General features: G+C 73.4%; 16 protein-coding genes and 1 tRNA gene. 13 read left to right on the forward strand and 4 right to left on the reverse strand.

Annotated elements, in window-relative coordinates; all coding sequences use genetic code 11:
- The first annotated feature begins 247 nt into the window (after positions 1-247).
- Together ACFV8H_RS29790 and ACFV8H_RS29795 are read left to right on the forward strand one after the other, a co-directional pair.
- Entirely contained in the window at positions 248-826 is a 579-nt protein-coding gene (locus tag ACFV8H_RS29790; protein WP_375887786.1) for a TerD family protein, read from the forward strand.
- 169 nt (positions 827-995) lie between these two features.
- Complete coding sequence (locus ACFV8H_RS29795) at positions 996-2,090, forward strand: DUF475 domain-containing protein (RefSeq protein WP_375887788.1); 1,095 nt, start codon at positions 996-998, stop codon at positions 2,088-2,090.
- Positions 2,091-2,221: 131 nt separating this feature from the next.
- Here the strand turns inward: ACFV8H_RS29795 and ACFV8H_RS29800 are convergent, their stop codons facing one another.
- Entirely contained in the window at positions 2,222-3,391 is a 1,170-nt protein-coding gene (locus ACFV8H_RS29800) for a DUF2637 domain-containing protein (RefSeq protein ID WP_380406099.1), read from the reverse strand.
- Between the two features lie 419 nt (positions 3,392-3,810).
- On the opposite strand from ACFV8H_RS29800, the gene ACFV8H_RS29805 reads away from it, so the two are divergent.
- Complete coding sequence (locus tag ACFV8H_RS29805) at positions 3,811-4,569, forward strand: Tellurium resistance (protein WP_380406102.1); 759 nt, start codon at positions 3,811-3,813, stop codon at positions 4,567-4,569.
- 143 nt (positions 4,570-4,712) lie between these two features.
- On the opposite strand, the gene ACFV8H_RS29810 is transcribed toward ACFV8H_RS29805, so the two are convergent.
- The gene (locus tag ACFV8H_RS29810) at positions 4,713-5,915 is read right to left on the reverse strand and encodes a TerD family protein (RefSeq protein WP_380406104.1); all 1,203 of its coding nucleotides are present in this window, start codon (positions 5,913-5,915) and stop codon (positions 4,713-4,715) included.
- A 375-nt stretch (positions 5,916-6,290) separates the two neighbouring features.
- Between ACFV8H_RS29810 and ACFV8H_RS29815 the strand changes: the two genes are divergently transcribed.
- The 3 genes from ACFV8H_RS29815 (at position 6,291) to ACFV8H_RS29825 (ending at position 11,163) form a co-directional block, all read left to right on the forward strand.
- Positions 6,291-7,484, forward strand: coding sequence for an HpcH/HpaI aldolase/citrate lyase family protein (locus tag ACFV8H_RS29815; protein WP_380406107.1), 1,194 nt, complete (start codon positions 6,291-6,293; stop codon positions 7,482-7,484).
- A 128-nt stretch (positions 7,485-7,612) separates the two neighbouring features.
- A complete protein-coding gene (locus ACFV8H_RS29820; RefSeq protein WP_380406110.1) occupies positions 7,613-10,225 on the forward strand; it encodes a phosphoribosyltransferase in 2,613 nt (870 codons plus the stop codon).
- Positions 10,226-10,305: 80 nt separating this feature from the next.
- On the forward strand, positions 10,306-11,163 hold the full coding sequence (locus ACFV8H_RS29825) for an HAD family hydrolase (protein ID WP_380406201.1): 858 nt from the start codon (positions 10,306-10,308) through the stop codon (positions 11,161-11,163).
- 17 nt (positions 11,164-11,180) lie between these two features.
- On the opposite strand, the gene ACFV8H_RS29830 is transcribed toward ACFV8H_RS29825, so the two are convergent.
- Together ACFV8H_RS29830 and ACFV8H_RS29835 are read right to left on the reverse strand one after the other, a co-directional pair.
- Positions 11,181-11,399 (reverse strand): zinc ribbon domain-containing protein, encoded by a 219-nt coding sequence (locus ACFV8H_RS29830; RefSeq protein WP_375887805.1) that lies wholly within the window; start codon positions 11,397-11,399, stop codon positions 11,181-11,183.
- A 22-nt stretch (positions 11,400-11,421) separates the two neighbouring features.
- Positions 11,422-12,795: a hypothetical protein gene (locus ACFV8H_RS29835; protein ID WP_380406113.1), complete on the reverse strand. Its 1,374-nt coding sequence runs from the start codon at positions 12,793-12,795 to the stop codon at positions 11,422-11,424.
- A 160-nt stretch (positions 12,796-12,955) separates the two neighbouring features.
- Here ACFV8H_RS29835 and ACFV8H_RS29840 point away from each other — a divergent pair.
- The 7 genes from ACFV8H_RS29840 to ACFV8H_RS29870 all read left to right on the forward strand — a co-directional run bounded on the left by ACFV8H_RS29840 (position 12,956) and on the right by ACFV8H_RS29870 (position 20,200).
- Positions 12,956-13,027: transfer RNA gene (locus ACFV8H_RS29840), tRNA-Val, on the forward strand.
- A 344-nt stretch (positions 13,028-13,371) separates the two neighbouring features.
- Positions 13,372-13,950: a methyltransferase family protein gene (locus ACFV8H_RS29845; RefSeq protein WP_380406115.1), complete on the forward strand. Its 579-nt coding sequence runs from the start codon at positions 13,372-13,374 to the stop codon at positions 13,948-13,950.
- A gap of 50 nt (positions 13,951-14,000) precedes the next feature.
- Complete coding sequence (locus tag ACFV8H_RS29850; RefSeq protein ID WP_380406118.1) at positions 14,001-14,615, forward strand: HAD family hydrolase; 615 nt, start codon at positions 14,001-14,003, stop codon at positions 14,613-14,615.
- Positions 14,616-14,715: 100 nt separating this feature from the next.
- Positions 14,716-15,441, forward strand: a complete 726-nt coding sequence (locus tag ACFV8H_RS29855; RefSeq protein ID WP_380406119.1) for a VIT1/CCC1 transporter family protein — start codon at positions 14,716-14,718, stop codon at positions 15,439-15,441.
- Positions 15,442-15,582: 141 nt separating this feature from the next.
- The gene (locus ACFV8H_RS29860; RefSeq protein WP_380406204.1) at positions 15,583-18,144 is read left to right on the forward strand and encodes an ATP-dependent Clp protease ATP-binding subunit; all 2,562 of its coding nucleotides are present in this window, start codon (positions 15,583-15,585) and stop codon (positions 18,142-18,144) included.
- 146 nt (positions 18,145-18,290) lie between these two features.
- On the forward strand, positions 18,291-19,526 hold the full coding sequence (locus ACFV8H_RS29865) for a sensor histidine kinase (protein ID WP_380406122.1): 1,236 nt from the start codon (positions 18,291-18,293) through the stop codon (positions 19,524-19,526).
- Positions 19,523-20,200 (forward strand): response regulator transcription factor, encoded by a 678-nt coding sequence (locus tag ACFV8H_RS29870; protein WP_360228400.1) that lies wholly within the window; start codon positions 19,523-19,525, stop codon positions 20,198-20,200. Before ACFV8H_RS29865 ends, ACFV8H_RS29870 begins: the two co-directional genes overlap by 4 nt.
- Positions 20,201-20,209: the final 9 nt, after the last annotated feature.

Here is a 20,209-nt window from a genome sequence, read left to right on the forward strand (position 1 = left end):
CCTTCGAGGTCCGGGGCCGCCCCGGCTTCGTCGGGGGGCGGGGACGGTTCCGGACGGTGTCGTGACCGGCTTCGTCGGGGGTCGGGGGCGGCTTCGAAGGGGGTCGGGAGCGGTCCGGCTTCGTCGGGGTCCGGTGCGCTGCGAGGATGTGAGTTCAGGAAGTTCAGCCGGCCGAAGCGGGCCGGCCGGGGCCGCGGGGGACTACACCTGTATGGCGCCCCGGGAGAAGCAAGGGAGGAAGAACACGATGGTGGTCACGCTCGCCAAGGGCGGGAACGTCTCGCTCACCAAGGCCGCGCCGAACCTGACGCAGGTCCAGATCGGCCTCGGCTGGTCCGCCCGTTCGACCACGGGCGCACCGTTCGACCTCGACGCGAGCGCCCTGCTCTGCGGTGGCGGACGGGTGCTCGGTGACGAGTACTTCGTCTTCTACAACAACCTCAAGAGCCCCGAGGGCTCGGTGGAGCACCAGGGCGACAACCTCGTGGGCGGCGACGACGCGGGTGACGACGAGCTGATCCTGGTCAACCTGGAGCTGGTCCCGGCCCAGGCGGACAAGGTGGTCTTCGCGGTCTCGATCTACGAGGCCGAGGCCCGGCTGCAGAACTTCGGACAGGTGCGCAACGCCTACATCCGGGTCGTCAACTCCGTCGGCGGCGAGGAGATCGCGCGCTACGACCTGTCCGAGGACGCGTCCAGCGAGACCGCGATGATCTTCGGCGAGCTGTACCGGTACGCGGGTGAGTGGAAGTTCCGCGCGGTGGGCCAGGGGTACGCCTCCGGCCTGCGCGGGATCGCGCTCGACTTCGGCGTCAACGTACAGTGAGGGCGTAAAACGGACTTATCGCACCGATCGACGATCAGATGATCACCGATCAAACGATCAAGAGAACAGAGGGCAGTGCGGGGGTGACCTGACCGGGCCCGGCCCGGTCAGGCGTCTCGGGGCCAGGCCGCCCCCGACACGGCCAGAACCCGAAAGGTAGCCAACTCCCGTGTTCCTCCGCACATTCGGCTGGTCGTTCGCGATCACCGCCCTGGGCCTGATCGCGGCCGGACTGCTCTGGGGAGCCCAAGGCTTCGGCATCGTGCTGATCCTCTCCATCCTGGAGATCTCCCTGTCCTTCGACAACGCGGTGGTCAATGCCACGGTGTTGAAGCGGATGAACCCGTACTGGCAGAAGATCTTCCTGACGGTCGGTGTGCTGATCGCCGTCTTCGGGATGCGACTGGTCTTCCCGCTGCTGGTCGTCGGCCTCACCGCGAAGCTCAACCCCGCGACGGTGATCGACCTCGCCCTGCACTCCAACGCGACCCACGACGGCCTCACGTACGGCCAGTACCTGGAGGCGGCCAACCCGGCCATCGCGGCCTTCGGCGGCGTCTTCCTGTTGATGATCTTCCTCGACTTCGTGTTCGACGAGAAGGAGCACAACTGGCTCGGCTGGCTGGAGCGCCCGCTGGAGAAGGTCGGCAAGCTGGACGCCCTGTCCAGCGTCGTCGCCCTCGTCGCGCTGGTGCTGGCCTCGCGCTTCTTCGCGGCGGAGCACGCCGAAACCGTTCTGCTGGCCGGTGTGCTCGGCCTGGTCACCTACCTCGTCGTCGGCGGCCTCTCCTCGATCTTCGAATCGGGCCTGGAGGAGGAGGCCGAGCGCGAGGAGGAGGCGGAGAAGTCCGGCAAGTCCGTCGTCCAGGTGGCCGGCAAGGCCGCGTTCTTCCTCTTCCTCTACCTGGAGGTCCTGGACGCGTCGTTCTCCTTCGACGGCGTGGTCGGCGCCTTCGCGATCTCCAACGACATCTTCCAGATCACCCTGGGCCTCGGCATCGGCGCGATGTACATCCGCTCGCTGACCGTCTTCCTGGTCCGCAAGGGAACCCTGGACGACTACGTCTACCTGGAGCACGGCGCCCACTACGCGATCGGCGCGCTGGCGGTGATCCTGCTGGTCGGGATCAAGTACCACATCCCGGAGATCGTCACCGGCCTGATCGGCGTCGCCTTCATCGGGCTGGCCCTCCTCTCCTCGATGCTGCGCAACCGGCGCGAGGCGGCGGAGGGGGAGAAGGAACTCGTGGGCAGCGGGCAGTAGTCCGCCGCCCGCCACCCCCTCTCCGGCCGTAGGGCCGTAGGGCCGGGGAACGCGAACGGCCGCCTCCGGGGATCCGGGGGCGGCCGTTCGCGTTGTTCCTGCGCTGCTCCTGCGGGGTGCCGGGCGGGGCGTCAGCCCAGCTGCTGCTCGATCGCGCGCAGCTTGCGCTCCAGCGAGTCCAGCTTCGGCATCGACAGGGTGTCGTCGTCGGCCGTCAGGTCGATGGTCGAGCTGCGGTAGGACGAGGACGACACCGAGCTGCCGACCGAGCTTCCGGTGGAGCCGCTCGTGGCGGAGGCGTAGGACGACCCGACGGCGGCACGCGGGCGGCGGCCGGCGTCCAGGGCGGAGCGGTCCAGCGCGCTCGCCGAGAGGGACGGGGTGGGGGAGAGGTACGGGTCGTGCGCGGTAGGGGCGGTGCGGTCGCTCTCGGCGGCTAGGGCAGGCTCCGTAGCGGTCTGGCCGTCTCCGGCCGCCGTGAGCGCGGGCACCTGACGCCCGCCGCGGGCCCGGGCGAGCATGCCGCCCTGGCGGGAGATCGCCTTCAACTCGGCCCGCTCGCGCCGGTCGGCGGAACGGGCGCGCACCTTGGCGTCCAGCTTCGCCTGGCGCTCCTCGCGCACCTCCTCGACCGCCTCGTCCAGGCTGCGGACGTTCTCCAGCAGCATCAGCGACCAGGCCGCGTAGGTCTCGCGCGGGGCGCGCAGCCAGCGGACGATGCGGATCTGCGGCAGCGGACGCGGCACCAGGCCCTGCTCGCGCAGCGCGGCCTTGCGGGTCTGCTTGAGCGCCCGGTCGAACAGGATCGCCGCCGAGATCGACATGCCGGAGAAGAACTGCGGGGCGCCGGCGTGGCCCAGGCCGCGCGGGGCGTGCACCCAGTTGAACCAGGCCGAGGCGATCGCGAACACCCAGACCAGCAGGCGGGAACCGAGCGCGGCGTCACCGTGGCTGGCCTCGCGGACGGCGAGCACCGAGCAGAACATCGCGGCGCCGTCCAGGCCGAACGGGACGAGGTACTCCCAGCCGTTGGACAGGCCCAGGTTCTCGATGCCGAAGCCCACCAGGCCGTGGAAGGAGAGCGCGGCCGCGACGCCGGCGCAGCAGAACAGCAGGGTGTACGAGGAGATGCCGTAGATCATCTCCTTGCGGCGGCGGCGCTCCTCGCTGCGCTCCCAGGAATCGCCGGCCTCGTCGTGCTTCGTGCTCTTGAATCGCAGTGTCGCCATCAGGATGGCGATGAACAGCAGGGCTGCGCCGCCGACGACGGTCCAGACCAGCTGTATGGAGGTCAGGTTCATTGCGGGTCGGGCCTCGGGTTTCCGCAGGGGACAGGTTCACAGCGCGACACAGGTGGTCAGCTCCCGCGGGGCGGGTACCGCCTGACGGTTCGTTCGTCGCCGCACGACGTGCCCACCGCGCCCGCGCAGGGGCGGACGGGACACCTGTGCGGCTAGACGATATCGCGTCCGAAGGGGCGGCATGTTACGGGAGGGCGGCTTCCCCGGGCCAATCGACCCACCGGTTCGGGTCACGGGTTCGCGCCGCGGGTTCACGCCACGGGTACGCGCCACGGGTGGGCGTCAACGGCCGGGCGGGGTAGGGAAAGGAGGAGTTCGGGTATCCGTCGGCCCGGTCGATGCCCGATCATGGACCGGCGGATCGTCCATGGATCGGCGGATCGTCAGACCGCCGCACGGAGGCAGGGGGAGAGGACTGGATGGTCTCGATCTGGGAGTACCTGCGCGGGGACAAGAGCTACACCTTCGACAACCCGGGCGGGCAGCACAAGGTCACGCTCACCAAGTCGGCGCCGCAGCACGCGATCACCGGCTCGGCCGCCACCACCGGCTACCTCTACGTCAACCTGCACTGGACCATGCGCTCGGGCGCCGTCCGGCCGAGCACCCGGGACACCCTCAAACGGTTCTTCAGCCCGCGGATCCTCAGCCCGCTGGAGCCCGACTCGCCGGGCGGCAACGAGCAGCTGAACGTCGACCTCGACCTCGCCTGCATGTACGAACTCTCCGACGGCACCCGGGGCGTGGTGCAGCCGCTCGGTGAACTCTTCGGCGACCTGCGGGAACCGCCGTTCATCAAGCTCAGCGGCGACGACCAGTACGGGGCGCCCTCCGGCGAGACGATGTACGTCAACCTGGAGAAGAAGGACAAGTTCAAGCGGCTGCTGATCTTCGTCTACATCTACGACGGCACCCCGGCCTTCGAGCAGACCCACGCGGTGATAACGATCGTGCCGCAGACCGGGCCGCGGATCGAGATCAAGCTGGACGAACGGGCCCGGGCCGCCCGCTCCTGCGCGGTGGTGCTGATCGAGAACGCCGGGGACAACCAGCTGACCGTGCGCCGCGAGGTGCGGTACGTGAACGGGTTCCAGGCGGACATCGACCGGCTGTACGGCTTCGGGATGCAGTGGCAGCGGGGGTACAAGGGGCAGCAGCCGAGCGGGGGCGGGGACTGAGTCCCTGGCGGGGGGCGTGGTGTTGCCCGGGGCGGCGGCGGTGCTGCCCCGGGGCGGCCCCGCCGGGCGTCGGGCTCGGCGGGGCGGTGCGGGGTGCGCGCTGTGCGGTGGTTCCGGTGGGGGCGGCGCAGTGGGTCGGTGGGTCAGTGGGGCTGGAACTGCGGGCCCTGCGGGGGCAGTGCGAACTCCTCGGCGGGCGGGGCCTGGGTCGGTGCTGGTGCTGGTGCCGGTGCCGGTGCCTGGGGCTGCGGGTAGCCGTACCCGGTGCCGGGCTGGTGCTGGGGGTAGCCGTAGCCGCCGGAGTGGGTGCCCGGCTGGGGCTGCTGCGGCGGGTACGGCTGGTTGGGCTGCGGGTAGCCGTAGCCGGTCGCGGGCTGGTGCTGGGGGTAGCCGTACCCGGTGCCGGGCTGGTGCTGCGGGTAGCCGTAGCCGCCCGACTGGGTGCCCGGCTGGTGGGTCGGCGGCTGGTGGTTCGGCGGCACGGGCGGGGCCGGCGGGACGTTCGGGGGCACGGTGGGCGGGGCCACCGGCGGGGGCGGGGTGGCCGGGCCGTTCGCGGTGGCGGCGGCCGGGGCCGGGGCCGGGGTGGCCGGAGCGGCCGGGGGCTGGGCCGGAGGTTGGGGCGGGGACTGGGGGACGGCCGGGCTCAGGGTGAAGGTGCCGGGCTCGGGCCGGGCCCCGGAGCGCGGGTCGGGCAGCGGGGTGGCCCGCGGGTCGACCGCGCCGGTGGCGGTGGAGCCGGGAGCCGGGGTCGACCGGGCTGCGGCCGCGGCCGCAGCCGCGGCGGCGGCCTCCGCCTCGTCGTCGACCGTGATGCCGAAGTCGGTGGCCAGGCCGATCAGCCCCGACGTGTACCCCTGGCCGATCGCCCGGAACTTCCACGAGCCGTTGCGCCGGTACAGCTCACCCGCGACCAGCGCGGACACGTTCTCGGCGTCCACGATCGCGAACTCGGCGAGCGGAACCGCGCCGTCACCCGTGGCGGCGTCGAACAGCAGCAGCCGCAGTCCCGGGACGGCGCGGAACGAGCCGCCCTCGGAGGAACCGGCCAGCACCACCCGGTCCACCTCGACCGGCAGCTTGGCCAGTTCGACCTCGACCGTGTCGATGATCTCGGCGCCGCCCGCGGTGTGCTGCTTGGGCAGGTGGCGGACCAGGCCGGAGGGGTGGCGGGGCTGGTTGTAGAAGACGAAGTCGGCGTCCGAACGGACCTTGCCGTCGGCACCGAGCAGCAGCGCGGACGCGTCCACGTCCGGCGCACCGGGCGTGGCGCTCCAGCGCAGCACGGCGCGGACCGCCGCCGCCGGCAGTGCGATGTTGGCGCCCTTGGCCATCACGTGCGTCATAGCGGACCATCCTGCCCGTTCGCCACCCCTTCGGACAACGTGACCGGGACGGTCGGCGTGGGGACGGACTTTGCCAAGACTTGCGTCGGATCGAGGTTTGCGGCGGGCCTTCCCTGACCGGCGAGTGCTCCGCTCGCGCCGGGCCGCTGCCCGCCGGATGATCGTTCCGGATGGGTCGGGTGCCCACCGGATGTTCCGGGAGTTCAGTGCCCCGATGCCGGGAACGGCCGGAAATCGTCCGTACGATGGGCCTTCGAACAGGCCCCCGGAGGCCGGTGGAGGGGAGTCCGCCGGCGGTGCGTCCAGGCGGAAACCGCGGGCCGGAGGCCGTCCGTCCGGTCGGCGAGCCCGCCGTCCAGCCCCGAGGAGAGCACCATGCGACATTTCGGCCACCTCGCCGACGACGTCCGTGCCCGGCTGTTCCTGGAGCAGCCGCGGACGTTCACCGCGGGGAGCGAGCCTGCGGTGCTCGCCACCGCCCTCGGCGGCACCCTCTACAGCCCTGCGACCAGGCCCGCACTGGCCGCCGACATCCGCAAGCTGGCCGGGCAGGGCGTGGTGTCGATGGTGCTCTGCCTGGAGGACGCGATCGCCGACCACGAGGTGGACGCGGGCGAACGCAACCTGGTCGAGCAGCTGTCGGACCTGGTCAATGATTTCACCGATTGTGCACAGGATCATCCGCTTCTCTTCATCAGGGTCCGCACCGCCGAGCAGATCCTCGACCTGGCCGAGCGGCTCGGCCCGGCCGTCGGGCTGCTGAGCGGCTTCGTCCTGCCCAAGTTCACCCCGCGGACGGGCGGTGCCTACCTGGCAGCGCTCGCCGCCGCCGAGGCCGCCACCGGGCGGCGGCTGTTCGCCATGCCCGTCCTGGAAACGCCCGAGCTCGCCCACCTGGAGACCAGGCGCGAGCAGCTCTTCGGCATCGCCGACCTGCTCGCCGAGCACCGCGAACGGGTGCTCGCCGTCCGGCTCGGTGTCACCGACCTGTGCTCCGCCTACGGGCTGCGGCGCTCACCCGACCTCACCGCCTACGACGTGGCCCTGGTCGCGGCCGTGATCGGCGACGTGGTCAATGTGCTCGGCCGGGCGGACGGCACCGGGTACACCGTGACCGGGCCGGTCTGGGAGTACTTCCCGGTGCAGGAGCGGATGTTCAAGCCGCAGCTGCGCCGCACCCCGTTCGCCGCGACGGCCGGCACCGCCCGGGCCTCCGGCGAGGAGGTCCGTCGGAGGATCATCGAGCACGACCTGGACGGGCTCATCCGCGAGGTCGAACTCGACCGCGCCAACGGCCTGTTGGGCAAGACCTGCATCCATCCCAGTCACGTCCCCGCCGTGCACGCGCTGTCCGTGGTCACACACGAGGAGTACTGCGACGCGCGCGACATCCTGCGACAGGAGCAGGACGGCGGCGGGGTACTCCGCTCGGCGTACACGAACAAGATGAACGAGGCCCGGCCGCACCGCGCCTGGGCGGAGCGGGTGCTGCTGCGGGCGGAGGTCTTCGGGGTGGCCCGGGAGGACGTGAGCTTCGCGGAGCTGCTGTCCGCCTGCCTGTGCGGCTGACCCCGGCCCCTCGACCCGACTCGACATGACCCGACCGGACATGACCCGGCCCGAGCGGACACGACCGACACGGCCCGACACGACACGCGCGAACCGATCGATCAGCACCACCGAAGGCGGGACCAGCAGTGAAGAGAGCAGAGACAGCGGCGGTGGCGGCGGAGGGCGGCTGGACCGGGCGCTGGGTCGCCGAGCGGGCCGGGATCGCGCTGACCGGATCGGAGCGCCTGCCCGAACTGGTCGGCCTGGCCCTGCGGTCCGGCAACCCCAAGCGGGCCCACCTGCTGGTCTCCAGCGTGCTCGGCAAGCACGTCCCGCAGCGGCCCGCCGTGGTGCACGGCGCCGGCCTCGAACTCGGCCGCCGGGTCCGGGAGCTGCTCGGCCCCGCGGAAGCCGGCCGGGCCGTCGTGCTCGGCTACGCGGAGACCGCCACCGGCCTCGGCCACAGCGTCGCCGACGGGCTCGACGCGCCCTGCCTGCACTCCACCCGCCGCCCCGTCCCCGGGGTGCCCCCGCTCGGCGGCTTCGAGGAGGAGCACTCCCACGCCACCGGCCACCTGCTCCTCCCGGCCGACCCCGAACTCCTCACGGGTGACGGCCCGTTGGTGCTCGTGGACGACGAGCTCTCGACCGGCCGGACCGTCCTCAACACCATCCGCGAACTGCACCACCGCCACCCGCGCGGCCACTACGTGGTGGTCGCCCTGGTCGACCTGCGCTCCGCCGAGGACCGGCACCGGCTCGCCGCAGCCGCCGCCGAACTCGGCGCCCGGCTCGACGTGGTGGCCACCGCGAGCGGTGGCGTCGACCTGCCCGAGGACATCGTGGCCCGGGCCGAGCGGCTGATCGCCGCCGCCCCCCCGGCCGCCCCGCCGCCGGCCGTCGAGCCCGCCCCGCTGGTCCGGGTCGAGCTGGACTGGCCCGCCGGGCTGCCGGACGGTGGGCGGCACGGCTTCACGGCGCACGACCGCGAGCGGCTGGACGCCGTACTGCCCGCACTGGCGGGGCAGCTGGCGCAGGCGCTGGGGGCGGGCGCCGGGCCGGTGGACGGTGCGGCGGTGGGTACCGGCGCGGTGGTCGGTACGGATGCGGCGGTGGGTACCGGTGCGGCGGTGGACGGTGCTGAGCGGCAGCGGGTCCTGGTGCTCGGCTTCGAGGAGCTGATGTATGCGCCGCTGCGGCTCGCCGAGGCGCTCGCCCAGCGGTTCGGCGGCGACCGCATCCGCTACTCCACCACCACCCGCTCGCCCGTCCTCGCCGTGGACGACCCCGGCTACGCCATCCGCACCCGGCTGGTCTTCCCGGCCCACGACGACCCGCAGGACGGCGGCTCGCGCGAACGCTACGTCTACAACGTCGCCCCCGGTGCGGACGGGGCCCGCCGCTTCGACGCCGTGGTGCTGGTGGTGGACGACGTAGCCGATACCCCGGCCCTGCACCTGGGGGAGTACGCGCTGCTGCGCCAGCTGCGGCAGGTGACGGACCGGGTGGTCCTCGCGGTACTCCCCTCGTACCGCCCGATGCTGCCCTCCGTGTCGTCCTCCCCGCTGCCGGCTGCGCTGTCGACTCCGCTGCCTGCCGGGATGCCCGCCGCGCTGCCGACTCCGCTGTACGGGCCGGAGTTCTCCTCCTACCGCCCGGAGGAGGTCGCCTGGCTGCTCAAGGACCTCTCCGACGTCCCGCTGGAGGCCCCCACCGAGGAGCGGGAGGAGGCCGTCCAGCACGGCGGCGCCCACTACGCCGAGTCGCTGCCGGTCGAGTACTGCCCCAGCCCCGAGTACCAGGAGCTGTTCCACCAGGCGCTGCGCGGCTCGGCCCGCCGGATGGCGCTCGCCGTCGGCACCGTCGCCGAGACCCTGCTGCGCGAGCGGGGGCCCGGCCTGGTGCTCGCCTCGCTGGCCCGGGCCGGCACGCCGGTCGGCATCCTGGTCCGCCGCTGGCTGGCCTTCGCCCACGGCCTGTCCGTGCCGCACTACGCGGTGTCCATCGTCCGCGGCCGCGGCATCGACCAGGTCGCGCTGCGCTATCTGGCGGCCCACCACCGGGCGTCCGACGTGGTGTTCGTGGACGGCTGGACCGGAAAGGGCGCGATCACCCGCGAACTCACCGACGCGCTGGCCGGCACCGGCTTCGACCCGGACCTCGCGGTGCTCGCCGACCCGGGCCGCTGCGTCCGGACGTACGGCACCCGGGAGGACTTCCTGATCCCCTCCGCCTGCCTCAACTCCACGGTGTCCGGGCTGGTTTCACGCACCGTACTGCGCGCCGGACTGATCGGCCCCGGGGACTTCCACGGCGCCAAGCACTACGCCGAACTCGCGGGCGGGGATGTCTCGGAGACCTTCCTGACCGCGGTGGCCGACCACTTCGGGGAGGTCCGCGCCCTCGCGGTCGAGGCGGCCGGACGGCTCGCCGCCGACCCGGACCGCACGCCCGACTGGGCCGGCTGGGCCGCCGTCGAGCGGATCAGCGCCGAGTACGGCATCGACAACATCAACCTGGTGAAGCCCGGCGTCGGCGAGACCACCCGGGTGCTGCTGCGCCGGGTGCCCTGGCGGGTGCTGGCCCGGCGCGGCGCGGGTACCGACCTCGACCACGTACGGCTGCTCGCCGCCCAACGCGGCGTCCCGGTCGAGGAGGTGGACGGGCTGCCGTACAGCTGCGTGGGCCTCATCCACCCCCGCTACAGTCGGGGCGCGACGGGGGAGAGCGGCCGGGCCGTGACGGGGAGGGAGTCCTGATGGGTGCCGTGGACGGTGCGGGGGGCAGCGCGGGTGGTCCGGGCGGTGCGGGTGGTCCGGGCGGTGACGAGGGTGGCGTGCTGGTGGCCAGCGATCTCGACCGTACGCTCATCTACTCCGAGCGGGCCCTGGCCCTGGACGGCCCCGACCGGCTCGCGCCGCGGCTGCTCTGTGTCGAGGTGCTGGACGGCCGCCCGCTGTCCTTCCTGACCGAACGGGCCGGCGCCCTGCTGGTCGAACTGGGCCGCCGGGCCCGCTTCGTACCCGCCACCACCCGGACCGTCGAACAGTACCGGCGGGTCAACCTGCCCGGACCGACGCCCACTTACGCGATCTGCGCGAACGGCGGGCAGCTGCTGGTGGACGGCGAGCCGGACCGCGACTGGCGCCGCGAGATCACCGCGCGGATCGCCGCCGGCGCCGCTCCGCTGGACGAGGTGGTGCGCCAACTCGCCCTGAGCGCCGACCCGGAGTGGACGCGCAAACGGCGGGTCGCCGACGAGCAGTTCGCCTACCTGGTCGTCGAACGCGACCGGCTGCCCGACGGCTGGCTGCCCGAACTCACCGGCTGGTGCGCCGAACGCGGCTGGCGGGTCTCGCTGCAGGGCCGCAAGGTGTACGCCGTGCCGCAGCCGCTCACCAAGAGCGCCGCGCTCGCCGAGGCCGTCCGCCGCAGCGGCGCGCACACCGTCCTGGCGGCCGGCGACTCCCTGCTGGACGCCGACCTGCTGCTCGCCGCCGACGCCGGGTGGCGGCCCGGGCACGGCGAACTGGCCGACGGCGGATGGACGGCCCCCGGCGTCACCGCCCTGGCGGAGGTGGGGGTGGCGGCGGGGGAGGAGATCGCCCGCCGGTTCCTGGCGGCGGCCACCGCCTCGGTCATGCCCACCATGCCCGTCGGTCCTCTTGGCCCCGCCGACCCCGTCGTCGCCGGTTAGCCGCCTGTCCGCTCCGGTCAGCCGCAGCACCCGCCGCCGCAGCAGCCGCCCCCGCCTCCGCTCGGGGCCTGCTGCGGCGCGCCGCCCGCCGCGCCGGTGACGGCGACGGTGGACAGCAGCTTCACGGTGTCCGGGTGGCCCTGCGGGCAGACGGCGGGGTCGTTGGCCTGCGCCATCGCGCGGCGGAGCTCGAAGGTGGCGCCGCAGGAGCGGCAGCGGAAGTCGTAGCGTGGCATACCGGCAGGGTACCGACCGCGCTCAGCGGTGCGGGCCCAGATCGCCGCGGATCATGCCGATCACCCGCGCCGCCGTCTCCCGCACCGCCGCCAGCTCGGTCAGGAAGTGCCAGTAGTCGGGGTGCCGGCCCGAGGCCTGGAGGGTCTCCAGCGCCCGGTCCAGCCGGGCCACCGCCTCGTCCAGCGGGCCGGCGTGCCGCGGGTCCGGCGCGGTGCGGCCCGCCATCGCCAGCCGCTGGGCGTCCCGGACGGCGAAGCGGGCGCGCTCCACCTCCCGGTTCGGGTCGTGCTGCACCTCGTTCAGCTGCCGCAGCCGGTCGTTCACGGCCTGCACCGAGCCGTCCGCGGTCTCCAGCAGCGCGCGGACCGTACCGATCGCGGCCGTGGCGTCCGCCCACCGCTGCTCGTCCCGGGCCCGGGCGGCCTCGGCGAGCTTGCGCCCGGCGGCCCGGCCCGCCTCGGCGACCTGCTCGGGCACCCGCTGGAGGTCCTGCCAGCAGGCCGTGCTGAACCGGCGGCGCAGCTCGCTCAGTGCCGGATCGACCGTCTCCGCCTTGGTCTCCAGCGCCTGGATCCGGGTCCGCAGGCTGGACACCCGGCGGTCCAGCTCCCGGGCCCGCTCGGGCAGCTGGGCGGCGTCGGCGGTGATCGCCTCCGCCCGCCGCCGCACCTCCTCGGCCCGCTGCAGGGTGGCTGCCACACCGTGCCGCGCCGCCCCCTCGTTCAGCCGCCCCAACTCCGGCGCCAGCTCGGCCAGCCGGGCCGCCAGGTCGTCCGCCCGCAGCCCGGCGCCGCGCACCTCGTCCAGCGTGGTGGTCGCCCGCAGCAGTGCGTGCTTGGCCTGCTCCACGGCCGGTGTGACCCGCATCAGCTGCTGTTCGGCGTGGAGCAGGGTCGGCTGGAGACGGCGCAGGAAGTCGGTCAGCTCGGCGCGGGCCGAGCGGAGCTGGCCCTGCACGTCCACCAGCAGCCGCCGGGCCTGGGCCACCGAACCGGCGTCCAGGTCCTCCCGGTCCAGGTCATGGGCGTCGAGCGCGGCCAGGTAGTTCACCGTGACCTGCTCGACCCGGCCGGAGATCGCCGGCAGCTCGGCCAGCACCCGCTGCGCCGCCGCACCCTCCTCGACCGCCCGGACGGTCTCCACCGCCAACCGGAGCTCGCGCTGCGTCTCGTCCAGCTCGTAGAACGCCTCCTGCGCCGCGGCCCGCGCCTCCCGCGCCTCCGCCCGCACACCGTCCCCGGCACCCCGCCGCCCCCACCAGCCGCCACTGCCCGCCGACGCCAGCCCGACCGCCCCCAACGCACCCGCCAGCACCACCGGCAACACCAGCGCGTCGCCCAGCGCACTCCCCGCCCGACGCCGCCCCCGCCGCCCGCTCCCGCCGGCCACCGCCACTGCCCGCTCCCTGCTCCGACCCGCTGATCCGCGCCCATTCTCCCCGATCCCCCCGCACCACGGGCAGCCCCCTCCCACCACCCCACCCCGCCCGCACCACACCACCCCGCCGGACCAGGTACCCTAGGCACTCGTCGTACGCCCGAAGGGCCACGACCGGGGGCGCGTAGCTCAGTGGTAGAGCGCTGCTCTTACAAAGCAGATGTCGGCGGTTCGAAACCGTCCGCGCCCACCCCGTGAACAGCTGAGGCGCACACTGCGGCCCAGGTCAGGAGCATGATTCCGACCTGGGCCGCAGGCGTTCCGGCAGGCTGACAGCAGTCTTGGACAGTTTCGATGCACGAGTCCGACGCCCAGATTCCTCCTGAACGATCTTGGGGAGTCGGGGGGCGTTGTCGGCTCGGGCAGGGAGGCGCTCCCGGTCGTCGGTGCGAGGTGAGGGGCTCCACCTGGGGGTGGACGGGGGTGGAGCGGGGGTGGCTCCACCCGGGGGTGGTGGTGGGGTGGTGGGGTGGGGCGGAGGCTTGCGGGATGGGAGCTCTGCGATCGGCAATGGGTGTGTTGACCGGGACGTGCGTGGCGATCTTCTGCGTGGCCTGGGTCGCGGGTGTCGTCTACTTCGCTGTGGTGGGGAGGTCCGGGTTCCGGGGGTGGTTGGGCGGGTTGCGCCGTTCGCTGCTTCGGCGGGTCCTGTTGGCCGTGGGGGTGTACGTGGTGCTGGCGCTGGTGGACCGAACCCTGGGGTTCTGGCGGCAGTTGCGTTACTGGCAGCCGGAACTGGCGCTGCTGGGTGGGGTGTTGGTAGTGGCCTCGACGGCTTTGCTGCTGTGGGCCCGGTGGGTGCTGGGCACGATGTGGGCAAGTGTGCCGGCCGTTCAGGAGCGGCACGAGTTGCGGACCGACGGGCCGTACGGGCTGGTGCGGCACCCCATCTACACCGGGTTGCTCGGGTTGGTCGGCGGGGGCATGTTGGCCTGCGGCTTCGGGGTGTGGATCGCCTATCTGCTGGTCGTCGTCCCGTGGTTGCTGCTGAGGGTGCGGGCTGAGGACGGGATGATGGCCGGCCTGTTCGGGGCGGAGTACGAGGGCTACCGAGCCCGGGTGCCGGCGCTGGTTCCGCGGGGGTGGCACCGTCCGGGGCCGTCCGGGAGTTGAGGGCCCCCCGGGGTGCCGGGGCCGGGGGCCTGCTGTGGTAGGAGAAAAGGGTGACTACCAGGGCTTTCGACGCGGTGCTGTGTGATGTGGACGGTGTGATCCGGTTCTTCGACGGGGCCGGGGTGGCCGCGCTGGAGCGGGCCGCCGGGGTGGAGGAGGGGAGTACGGCGGCGGTCGGGTTCGCGCCGGTGAACGACCTGCCCTTGTTGTTGGGGCGGATCGGCCGGGCGGAGTGGGTGGATTCGATCGCGCGCGGGCTGGCCGGCCGGGTGTCGGAGGAGGCGGCCCGGGGCCTGGCGGAGGCGTTCGCGCACTCGCCGTTCTGGGCGGACGAGGTCGTGGTGGAACTGCTGCGGCGGGTGCGGGAGCACTGTCGGGTGGTGCTGGTGACCAATGCGACGGTGTGGCTGGACGAGGACCTGGCGCGCCTGGGGCTGACGGACCTGGCGGACGAGGTGGTGAACAGCTCCCGGGTGGGCAGCGCGAAGCCGGACCGCCGGATCTACGAGATCGCCGCCGGGCGGGCCGGGGCGAGGCCGGAGCGGTGCCTGTTCGTCGACGATCGGCAGGAGAACGTGGACGCGGCGGTGGCACTGGGGATGGCCGGGGTGCTCTACCGGGGCCTGGAGGACCTGCGGCGGGCGCTGGCACCGCTCCTGGGGTGACGGGTGACGGGTGACGGGTAGTGGGTGGTGGGTGGCGGGGCCGCAGGTGGCGGGCGAGGATCGGGGGGATCGTACGGACCCCTGAGGGCGGTGGGCGCGGATGGCGGAGCGGACGGGGGAACGGACGGGGGAGGCGGGGGAGACCCGGGCGGAGCTGTCGGCGCGGTTGAACTGGTTGCGGGCCGCCGTGCTGGGCGCCAATGACGGTGTGGTCTCGACGGCCGGGATCGTGACCGGTGTGGCGGGCGCGGCCGGGTCCCGCGCCGCGCTGTTGGCGGCGGGGGTGGCCGGGCTGCTGGCGGGGGCGATGTCGATGGTGGCCGGCGAGTACGTCTCGGTCAGCACCCAACGGGACACCGAGCGGGCCGCGTTGGCGAAGGAGCGGCGCGAGCTGGCGGAGGACCCGGAGGGGGAGCTCGACGAACTGACCGACTACTACCGGGACAGCGGGCTGGCCGACGGGTTGGCCCGGGAGGTGGCCACGGCGCTGACCGAGCGGGACGCGCTGGCGGCCCACGCGCAGACCGAACTCGGCATCGACCCCGAGGCGTTGACCAATCCCTGGGAGGCGGCGCTGGCGAGTGCGGCCGCGTTCACGCTGGGTGCGCTGGTGCCGCTGCTGGCGGTGCTGCTGCCGCCGGAGTCCTGGCGGCTGGGGGTGACGGTGGCCGCGGTGGTGCTGGCGCTGACGGCCTCGGGCTGGACGAGTGCCCGGCTCGGCGGGGCGGGGGCTGGGCGGGCGGTGGCGCGCAACGTGGTGGGCGGGCTGCTGGCGATGGCGGTGACGTACAGCGGCGGGGTGCTGCTGGACCACCTCACCGGCTGAGGCGCCTGTCGGCTGCCGCGCCTGTCGGCTGCCCCGCCTGTCGGCTGCCCCGCCCGTCGGCTGCCGCGCTCGACGGGCAGGCTCCGGCGGCCTGTGTTTGTGTGGCTGCAAACCGCTTGGGAGAGGTGAACCACCGTGACCATGCCCCCGTTCGGATCGAACGACCCGTTCTCCGACCTGCTCAGCCGGTTCTTCGGGATGAGTCCGCTGGCCTCCCCGCCCGCCGTGCAGCGGGTGCCGATCGGGCGGCTGCTCAGCGAGTCCTCCCAGGAGCTGCTGGGGCTCGCCGCGCAGCGTGCGGCCGAGGACGGCAGCAGCGACCTGGACACCGCGCACCTCGCCTGGGCGGCCACCCGGGTGGAGCCTTCCCGGCGGATGCTGGAGCGCGCGGGCATCGACCCGGACCAGCTCTCCGGGGACCTGGAGCACGCGCTGCCCTCCGGCAACCCGGAGGCGCTGGACGGGCGGCCCGCGCTGACCCCGTCGGCCAAGCGCGCGCTGCTCGCCGCGCACGCCCGTTCGCAGGCGGTCGGCGCCTCGTACATCGGCCCGGAGCACATCCTCGGTGCGCTGCTGGAGCAGGAGCGGTCCGGTGCGGGGACGGCGCTGCGCAACGCGGCGCCCTCGCAGGAGGCGTTGAAGTCGGTGCTGGACGGGCGCGGCACGGGCGGCGAGCGCAGCAGCACGGGCGGGCACCCGAGTGACACCCCGACCCTGGACGAGTACGGGCAGGACCTCACTGAGGCGGCGCGCGGGGGCCGGCTGGACCCGGTGGTCGGGCGGGCCGAGGAGATCGAGCAGACCGTGGAGATCCTCTCCCGGCGGACCAAGAACAACCCGGTGCTGATCGGGGAGCCGGGCGTCGGCAAGACCGCGATCGTCGAGGGCCTGGCCCAGCGGATCGTCTCCGGGGACGTTCCGCAGAGCCTGCGGGACAAGCGGGTGGTGACCCTGGACCTGACCGCGCTGGTGGCCGGCTCCAAGTACCGGGGCGAGTTCGAGGAGCGGTTGAAGAAGGTGATCGACGAGGTCACGGCGGCCGAGAAGAGCGTGATCCTGTTCCTGGACGAGCTGCACACCGTGGTCGGTGCGGGCGGTGGCGGCGAGGGGTCGATGGACGCCGGCAACATCCTCAAACCGGCCCTGGCGCGCGGGGAGTTGAGCGTGGTCGGCGCGACCACGCTGGACGAGTACCGCAAGCACGTGGAGAAGGACGCCGCGCTGGAGCGCCGCTTCCAGCCGGTGCTGGTGCCGGAGCCGAGCGTCGAGGAGACGATCGAGATCCTCCGGGGGCTGCGCGACGCGTACGAGGCGCACCACCAGGTGCGGTTCACCGACGAGGCGCTGGACGCGTCGGCGACCCTCTCCGACCGGTACGTCAGTGACCGCTTCCTGCCCGACAAGGCGATCGACCTGCTGGACCAGGCTGGCGCCCGGGTGCGGCTGCGCAGCCTGAGCGGCTCCACCGAGTCGACCTCGGTGCAGGACCGGATCACCAAGTTGAAGCGGGAGCTGGACGAGGCGGTCGCGGACGAGGAATTCGTCCGGGCCGCCAACCTCAAGTCCGAGCTGCGGCGCACTGAGGACGAGCTGGCGGCGATCGCCGAGTCCCGCGAGGAGGTCGTCGACGTGACCGCCGACGACATCGCGCAGGTGCTCTCCTCCCGCACCGGCATCCCGGTCGCGGAGCTGAACGCGACCGAGCGGGAGCGGCTGCTCAAGCTGGAGGACCACCTGCACGAGAAGGTGATCGGCCAGGACGAGGCGGTCACCGCCGTCGCCCAGGCGGTGCGCCGCGGCCGCGCCGGGATGGGCGACCCGGACCGGCCGACGGGCTCCTTCCTCTTCCTCGGGCCGACCGGTGTCGGCAAGACCGAGCTGGCCAAGGCCCTGGCGGCGCTGCTGTTCGGCGACCCGGACCGGATGATCCGCTTCGACATGAGCGAGTTCCAGGAGAAGCACACCGTCTCCCGGCTGGTCGGCTCCCCGCCCGGGTACGTCGGCTACGAGGAGGCCGGGCAGCTGACCGAGGCGGTCCGCCGCAAGCCGTACAGCGTGCTGCTCTTCGACGAGGTGGAGAAGGCGCACCCGGACGTCTTCAACCTGTTGCTCCAGGTGCTGGACGACGGGCGGCTCACCGACTCCCAGGGGCGTACGGTCGACTTCCGCAACACCGTGGTGATCATGACCAGCAACATCGGCTCGCAGCGGATCCTGGACCACTCGGGCAACGTGGACGAGATCAGGGACGACCTGATGCGGGACCTGCGCCAGCAGTTCCGGCCGGAGTTCCTCAACCGGATCGACGAGGTGATCGTCTTCCACGCGCTCACCCGGAAGGACCTGCTGTCGGTGGTCGACCTGCTGCTGGAGCGCAGCCGGCGGCGGCTGCGGGCCCAGGACGTGCGGCTGGAGGTCACCGAGGCGGCCAAGGAGTACCTGGTCAACCGCGGCTACCAGCCGGAGTTCGGGGCCCGGCCGCTGCGCCGGACGATCCAGTCGGAGCTGGACAACCGGATCTCCAACCTGTTGCTGGACGGGACGGTGCGGGAGGGGGACACGCTGATCGCGGACGTCGGCGACGGGGAGCTGACGGTGACGCTGGCGCGGCCGGAGGCGTCGGCGGCCTTCGCGGAGGCGTCGGCGGAGGAGAAGGAGAAGTCCGAGCAGAAGGCGTCGGCGGGGGCGCAGCCGGAGGAGTAGGCGCAGGGCTAGGCGGAGGGGTAGGCGCAGGGCGCGGGCGGTCGGGGCAGGGAGCTGACCGGTTCGGGCGTACTCCAGCGGGAGTACGCCCGAACGCCACTGGTGGAGGACGCGCCGGGGCCGGGTGCGGGTCTAGCCTTCCGGGCATGATGCCGCCCACCTCCCCACCGCCGGAGCAGGGGCCGCCCTCCCCGGAGGCGCCGCCCGAACCGTGGCGCCCGCCGTGGGCGCGGGGGGCCCGCTCGGGCCTGCCGGTGCGGCTGGCGGTGGCGGCCGCCGTGGTCCAGGTGGTCGGGTCGGGGTTCGCCGCCCGCCACCAGGACGGCCGGGCCCCGCTGGACGCCGTCGGCTACCTGCTGTTGCTGCTCGGCCCGGCGCTGCTGGCGGTGTTCGGCCGCCGTCCGGTCGCCGCGGTGGCGGGGACGTCGGTGGTCACCGCCGGGTACCTGGCCGCCGGGTACCCGTACGGCCCGGTGTTCGTGAGCTGGGTGATCGCCTGCTGCTTCGCGATCGGCTACGGACACCGCCGGGCGGCCTGGACGGGGGTCGCCGGGGTGTACCTGGTGCACGTCCTGATGTCCTTCGTCCTGCCGGACGACTGGCAGCGCGCCGCCAAGCCCCGGTTCGTCTGGCAGGTCGAACTCGGCCTGCTGGCCTGGCTGCTGCTGATGCTGGCGGTCGCCGAGCTGATCCGCTTCCGGCGCGAGCGGATCGCCGCCCACCGGGCCTACCGGCAGCAGCTGGAGCAGCGCCGGGCCAACGAGGAACGGCTCAGGATGGCACGGGAGTTGCACGACATCCTGGCTCACAGCCTGTCCCTGATCAACATCCAGGCCGGGGTCGCGCTGGCGCTGCTGGACCGGCGGCCGGAGGAGGCCCGCACGGCGCTGGTCACCATCAAGTCGACCAGCAAGGAGGCGCTCGGCGAGGTCCGCCAGGTGCTCGCCACGCTGCGCGGGCCCGACGCGGCGCCGCGCGGGCCAGCCCCGGGGCTGGGGCGGCTGGACGAACTCACCGAGCAGGCCGACCGGGTGGGGCTGACGGTCGAGGTGCTCGAGGACGGTGTCCGCCGCCCGCTGTCCGCCACCGTCGACCTGACCGCCTTCCGGATCGTCCAGGAAGCGCTGACCAACGTGATCCGGCACTCGGTGGCCCGGGAGGCGGTCGTGGTGCTGGACTGGCGGGACACCGCCGTCCTGGTGGTCCGGGTCGAGGACCCGGGGCCCGCGGTGGTCGCGGACGCCGGCGGGTCGGGCAGCGGGCTGGTCGGGATGCGGGAACGCGCCTCCGCGTTCGGTGGCACCATCACGGCGGGGCCGCTGCCCGGCGGCGGCTTCCGGGTCCGGGCGGAGCTGCCGACACCGAAGGCGGAGAGCGATTGATTCGGGTACTGCTGGCGGATGACCAACTGCTGGTCCGGGCGGGCTTCCGGGCCCTGCTGGACCTCCAGGACGACCTCACCGTGGTCGGCGAGGCGGACGACGGCGAGGCGGCGCTGCGGCTCGCCCGCGAACTGGTGCCCGACGTCGTGCTGATGGACGTCCGGATGCCCCGGATGGACGGGCTGGAGGCCACCCGGAGGATCGCCGGGGATCCGGCGCTGTCCTCCGTAAGGGTGGTCGTGCTGACCACCTTCGAGCTGGACGAGTACGTCTTCGAGGCGCTGCGTTCGGGGGCGTCGGGCTTCCTGGTCAAGGACACCGAACCGGCCGACCTGCTGCGGGCGATCCGGGTCGCGGTGGCCGGGGACGCGCTGCTGTCGCCGGGCGTGACCAGGCGGCTGATCGGCGAGTTCGCGGCCCGCTCCAAGGGACCGGAGACGGCCCCGGAAGGGCTCTCGGACGTCTCGGCGCTGACCGAGCGGGAGCGCGAGGTACTGGCGCTGGTCGGGATGGGGCTGTCCAACGAGGAGATCGCCCGGCGGCTGGTGGTCAGCCCGCTGACGGCGAAGACGCACGTCAGCCGGGCGATGGTGAAGCTCGGGGCGCGGGACCGGGCGCAACTGGTGGTACTGGCCTACGAGTCGGGGCTGGTGCGGCCGGGCTGGCTGGGCTGAGGCCCGGCG

This window comes from Kitasatospora sp. NPDC059827, from assembly GCF_042731675.1.
In the GTDB taxonomy this organism is placed as follows: Bacteria; Actinomycetota; Actinomycetes; order Streptomycetales; family Streptomycetaceae; genus Kitasatospora.

What these genes read in the sequence shown, in the direction of transcription:
- ACFV8H_RS29790 (WP_375887786.1), top strand. Translation starts at nt 248, where the DNA reads ATGGTGGTCACGCTCGCCAAGGGCGGGAACGTCTCGCTCACCAAGGCC.
- ACFV8H_RS29800 (WP_380406099.1), bottom strand. Translation starts at nt 3,391, where the DNA reads ATGAACCTGACCTCCATACAGCTGGTCTGGACCGTCGTCGGCGGCGCA.
- ACFV8H_RS29805 (WP_380406102.1), top strand. Translation starts at nt 3,811, where the DNA reads ATGGTCTCGATCTGGGAGTACCTGCGCGGGGACAAGAGCTACACCTTC.
- ACFV8H_RS29810 (WP_380406104.1), bottom strand. Translation starts at nt 5,915, where the DNA reads ATGACGCACGTGATGGCCAAGGGCGCCAACATCGCACTGCCGGCGGCG.
- ACFV8H_RS29815 (WP_380406107.1), top strand. Translation starts at nt 6,291, where the DNA reads ATGCGACATTTCGGCCACCTCGCCGACGACGTCCGTGCCCGGCTGTTC.
- ACFV8H_RS29830 (WP_375887805.1), bottom strand. Translation starts at nt 11,399, where the DNA reads ATGCCACGCTACGACTTCCGCTGCCGCTCCTGCGGCGCCACCTTCGAG.
- ACFV8H_RS29855 (WP_380406119.1), top strand. Translation starts at nt 14,716, where the DNA reads ATGGCGGAGCGGACGGGGGAACGGACGGGGGAGGCGGGGGAGACCCGG.
- ACFV8H_RS29860 (WP_380406204.1), top strand. Translation starts at nt 15,583, where the DNA reads ATGCCCCCGTTCGGATCGAACGACCCGTTCTCCGACCTGCTCAGCCGG.
- ACFV8H_RS29865 (WP_380406122.1), top strand. Translation starts at nt 18,291, where the DNA reads ATGATGCCGCCCACCTCCCCACCGCCGGAGCAGGGGCCGCCCTCCCCG.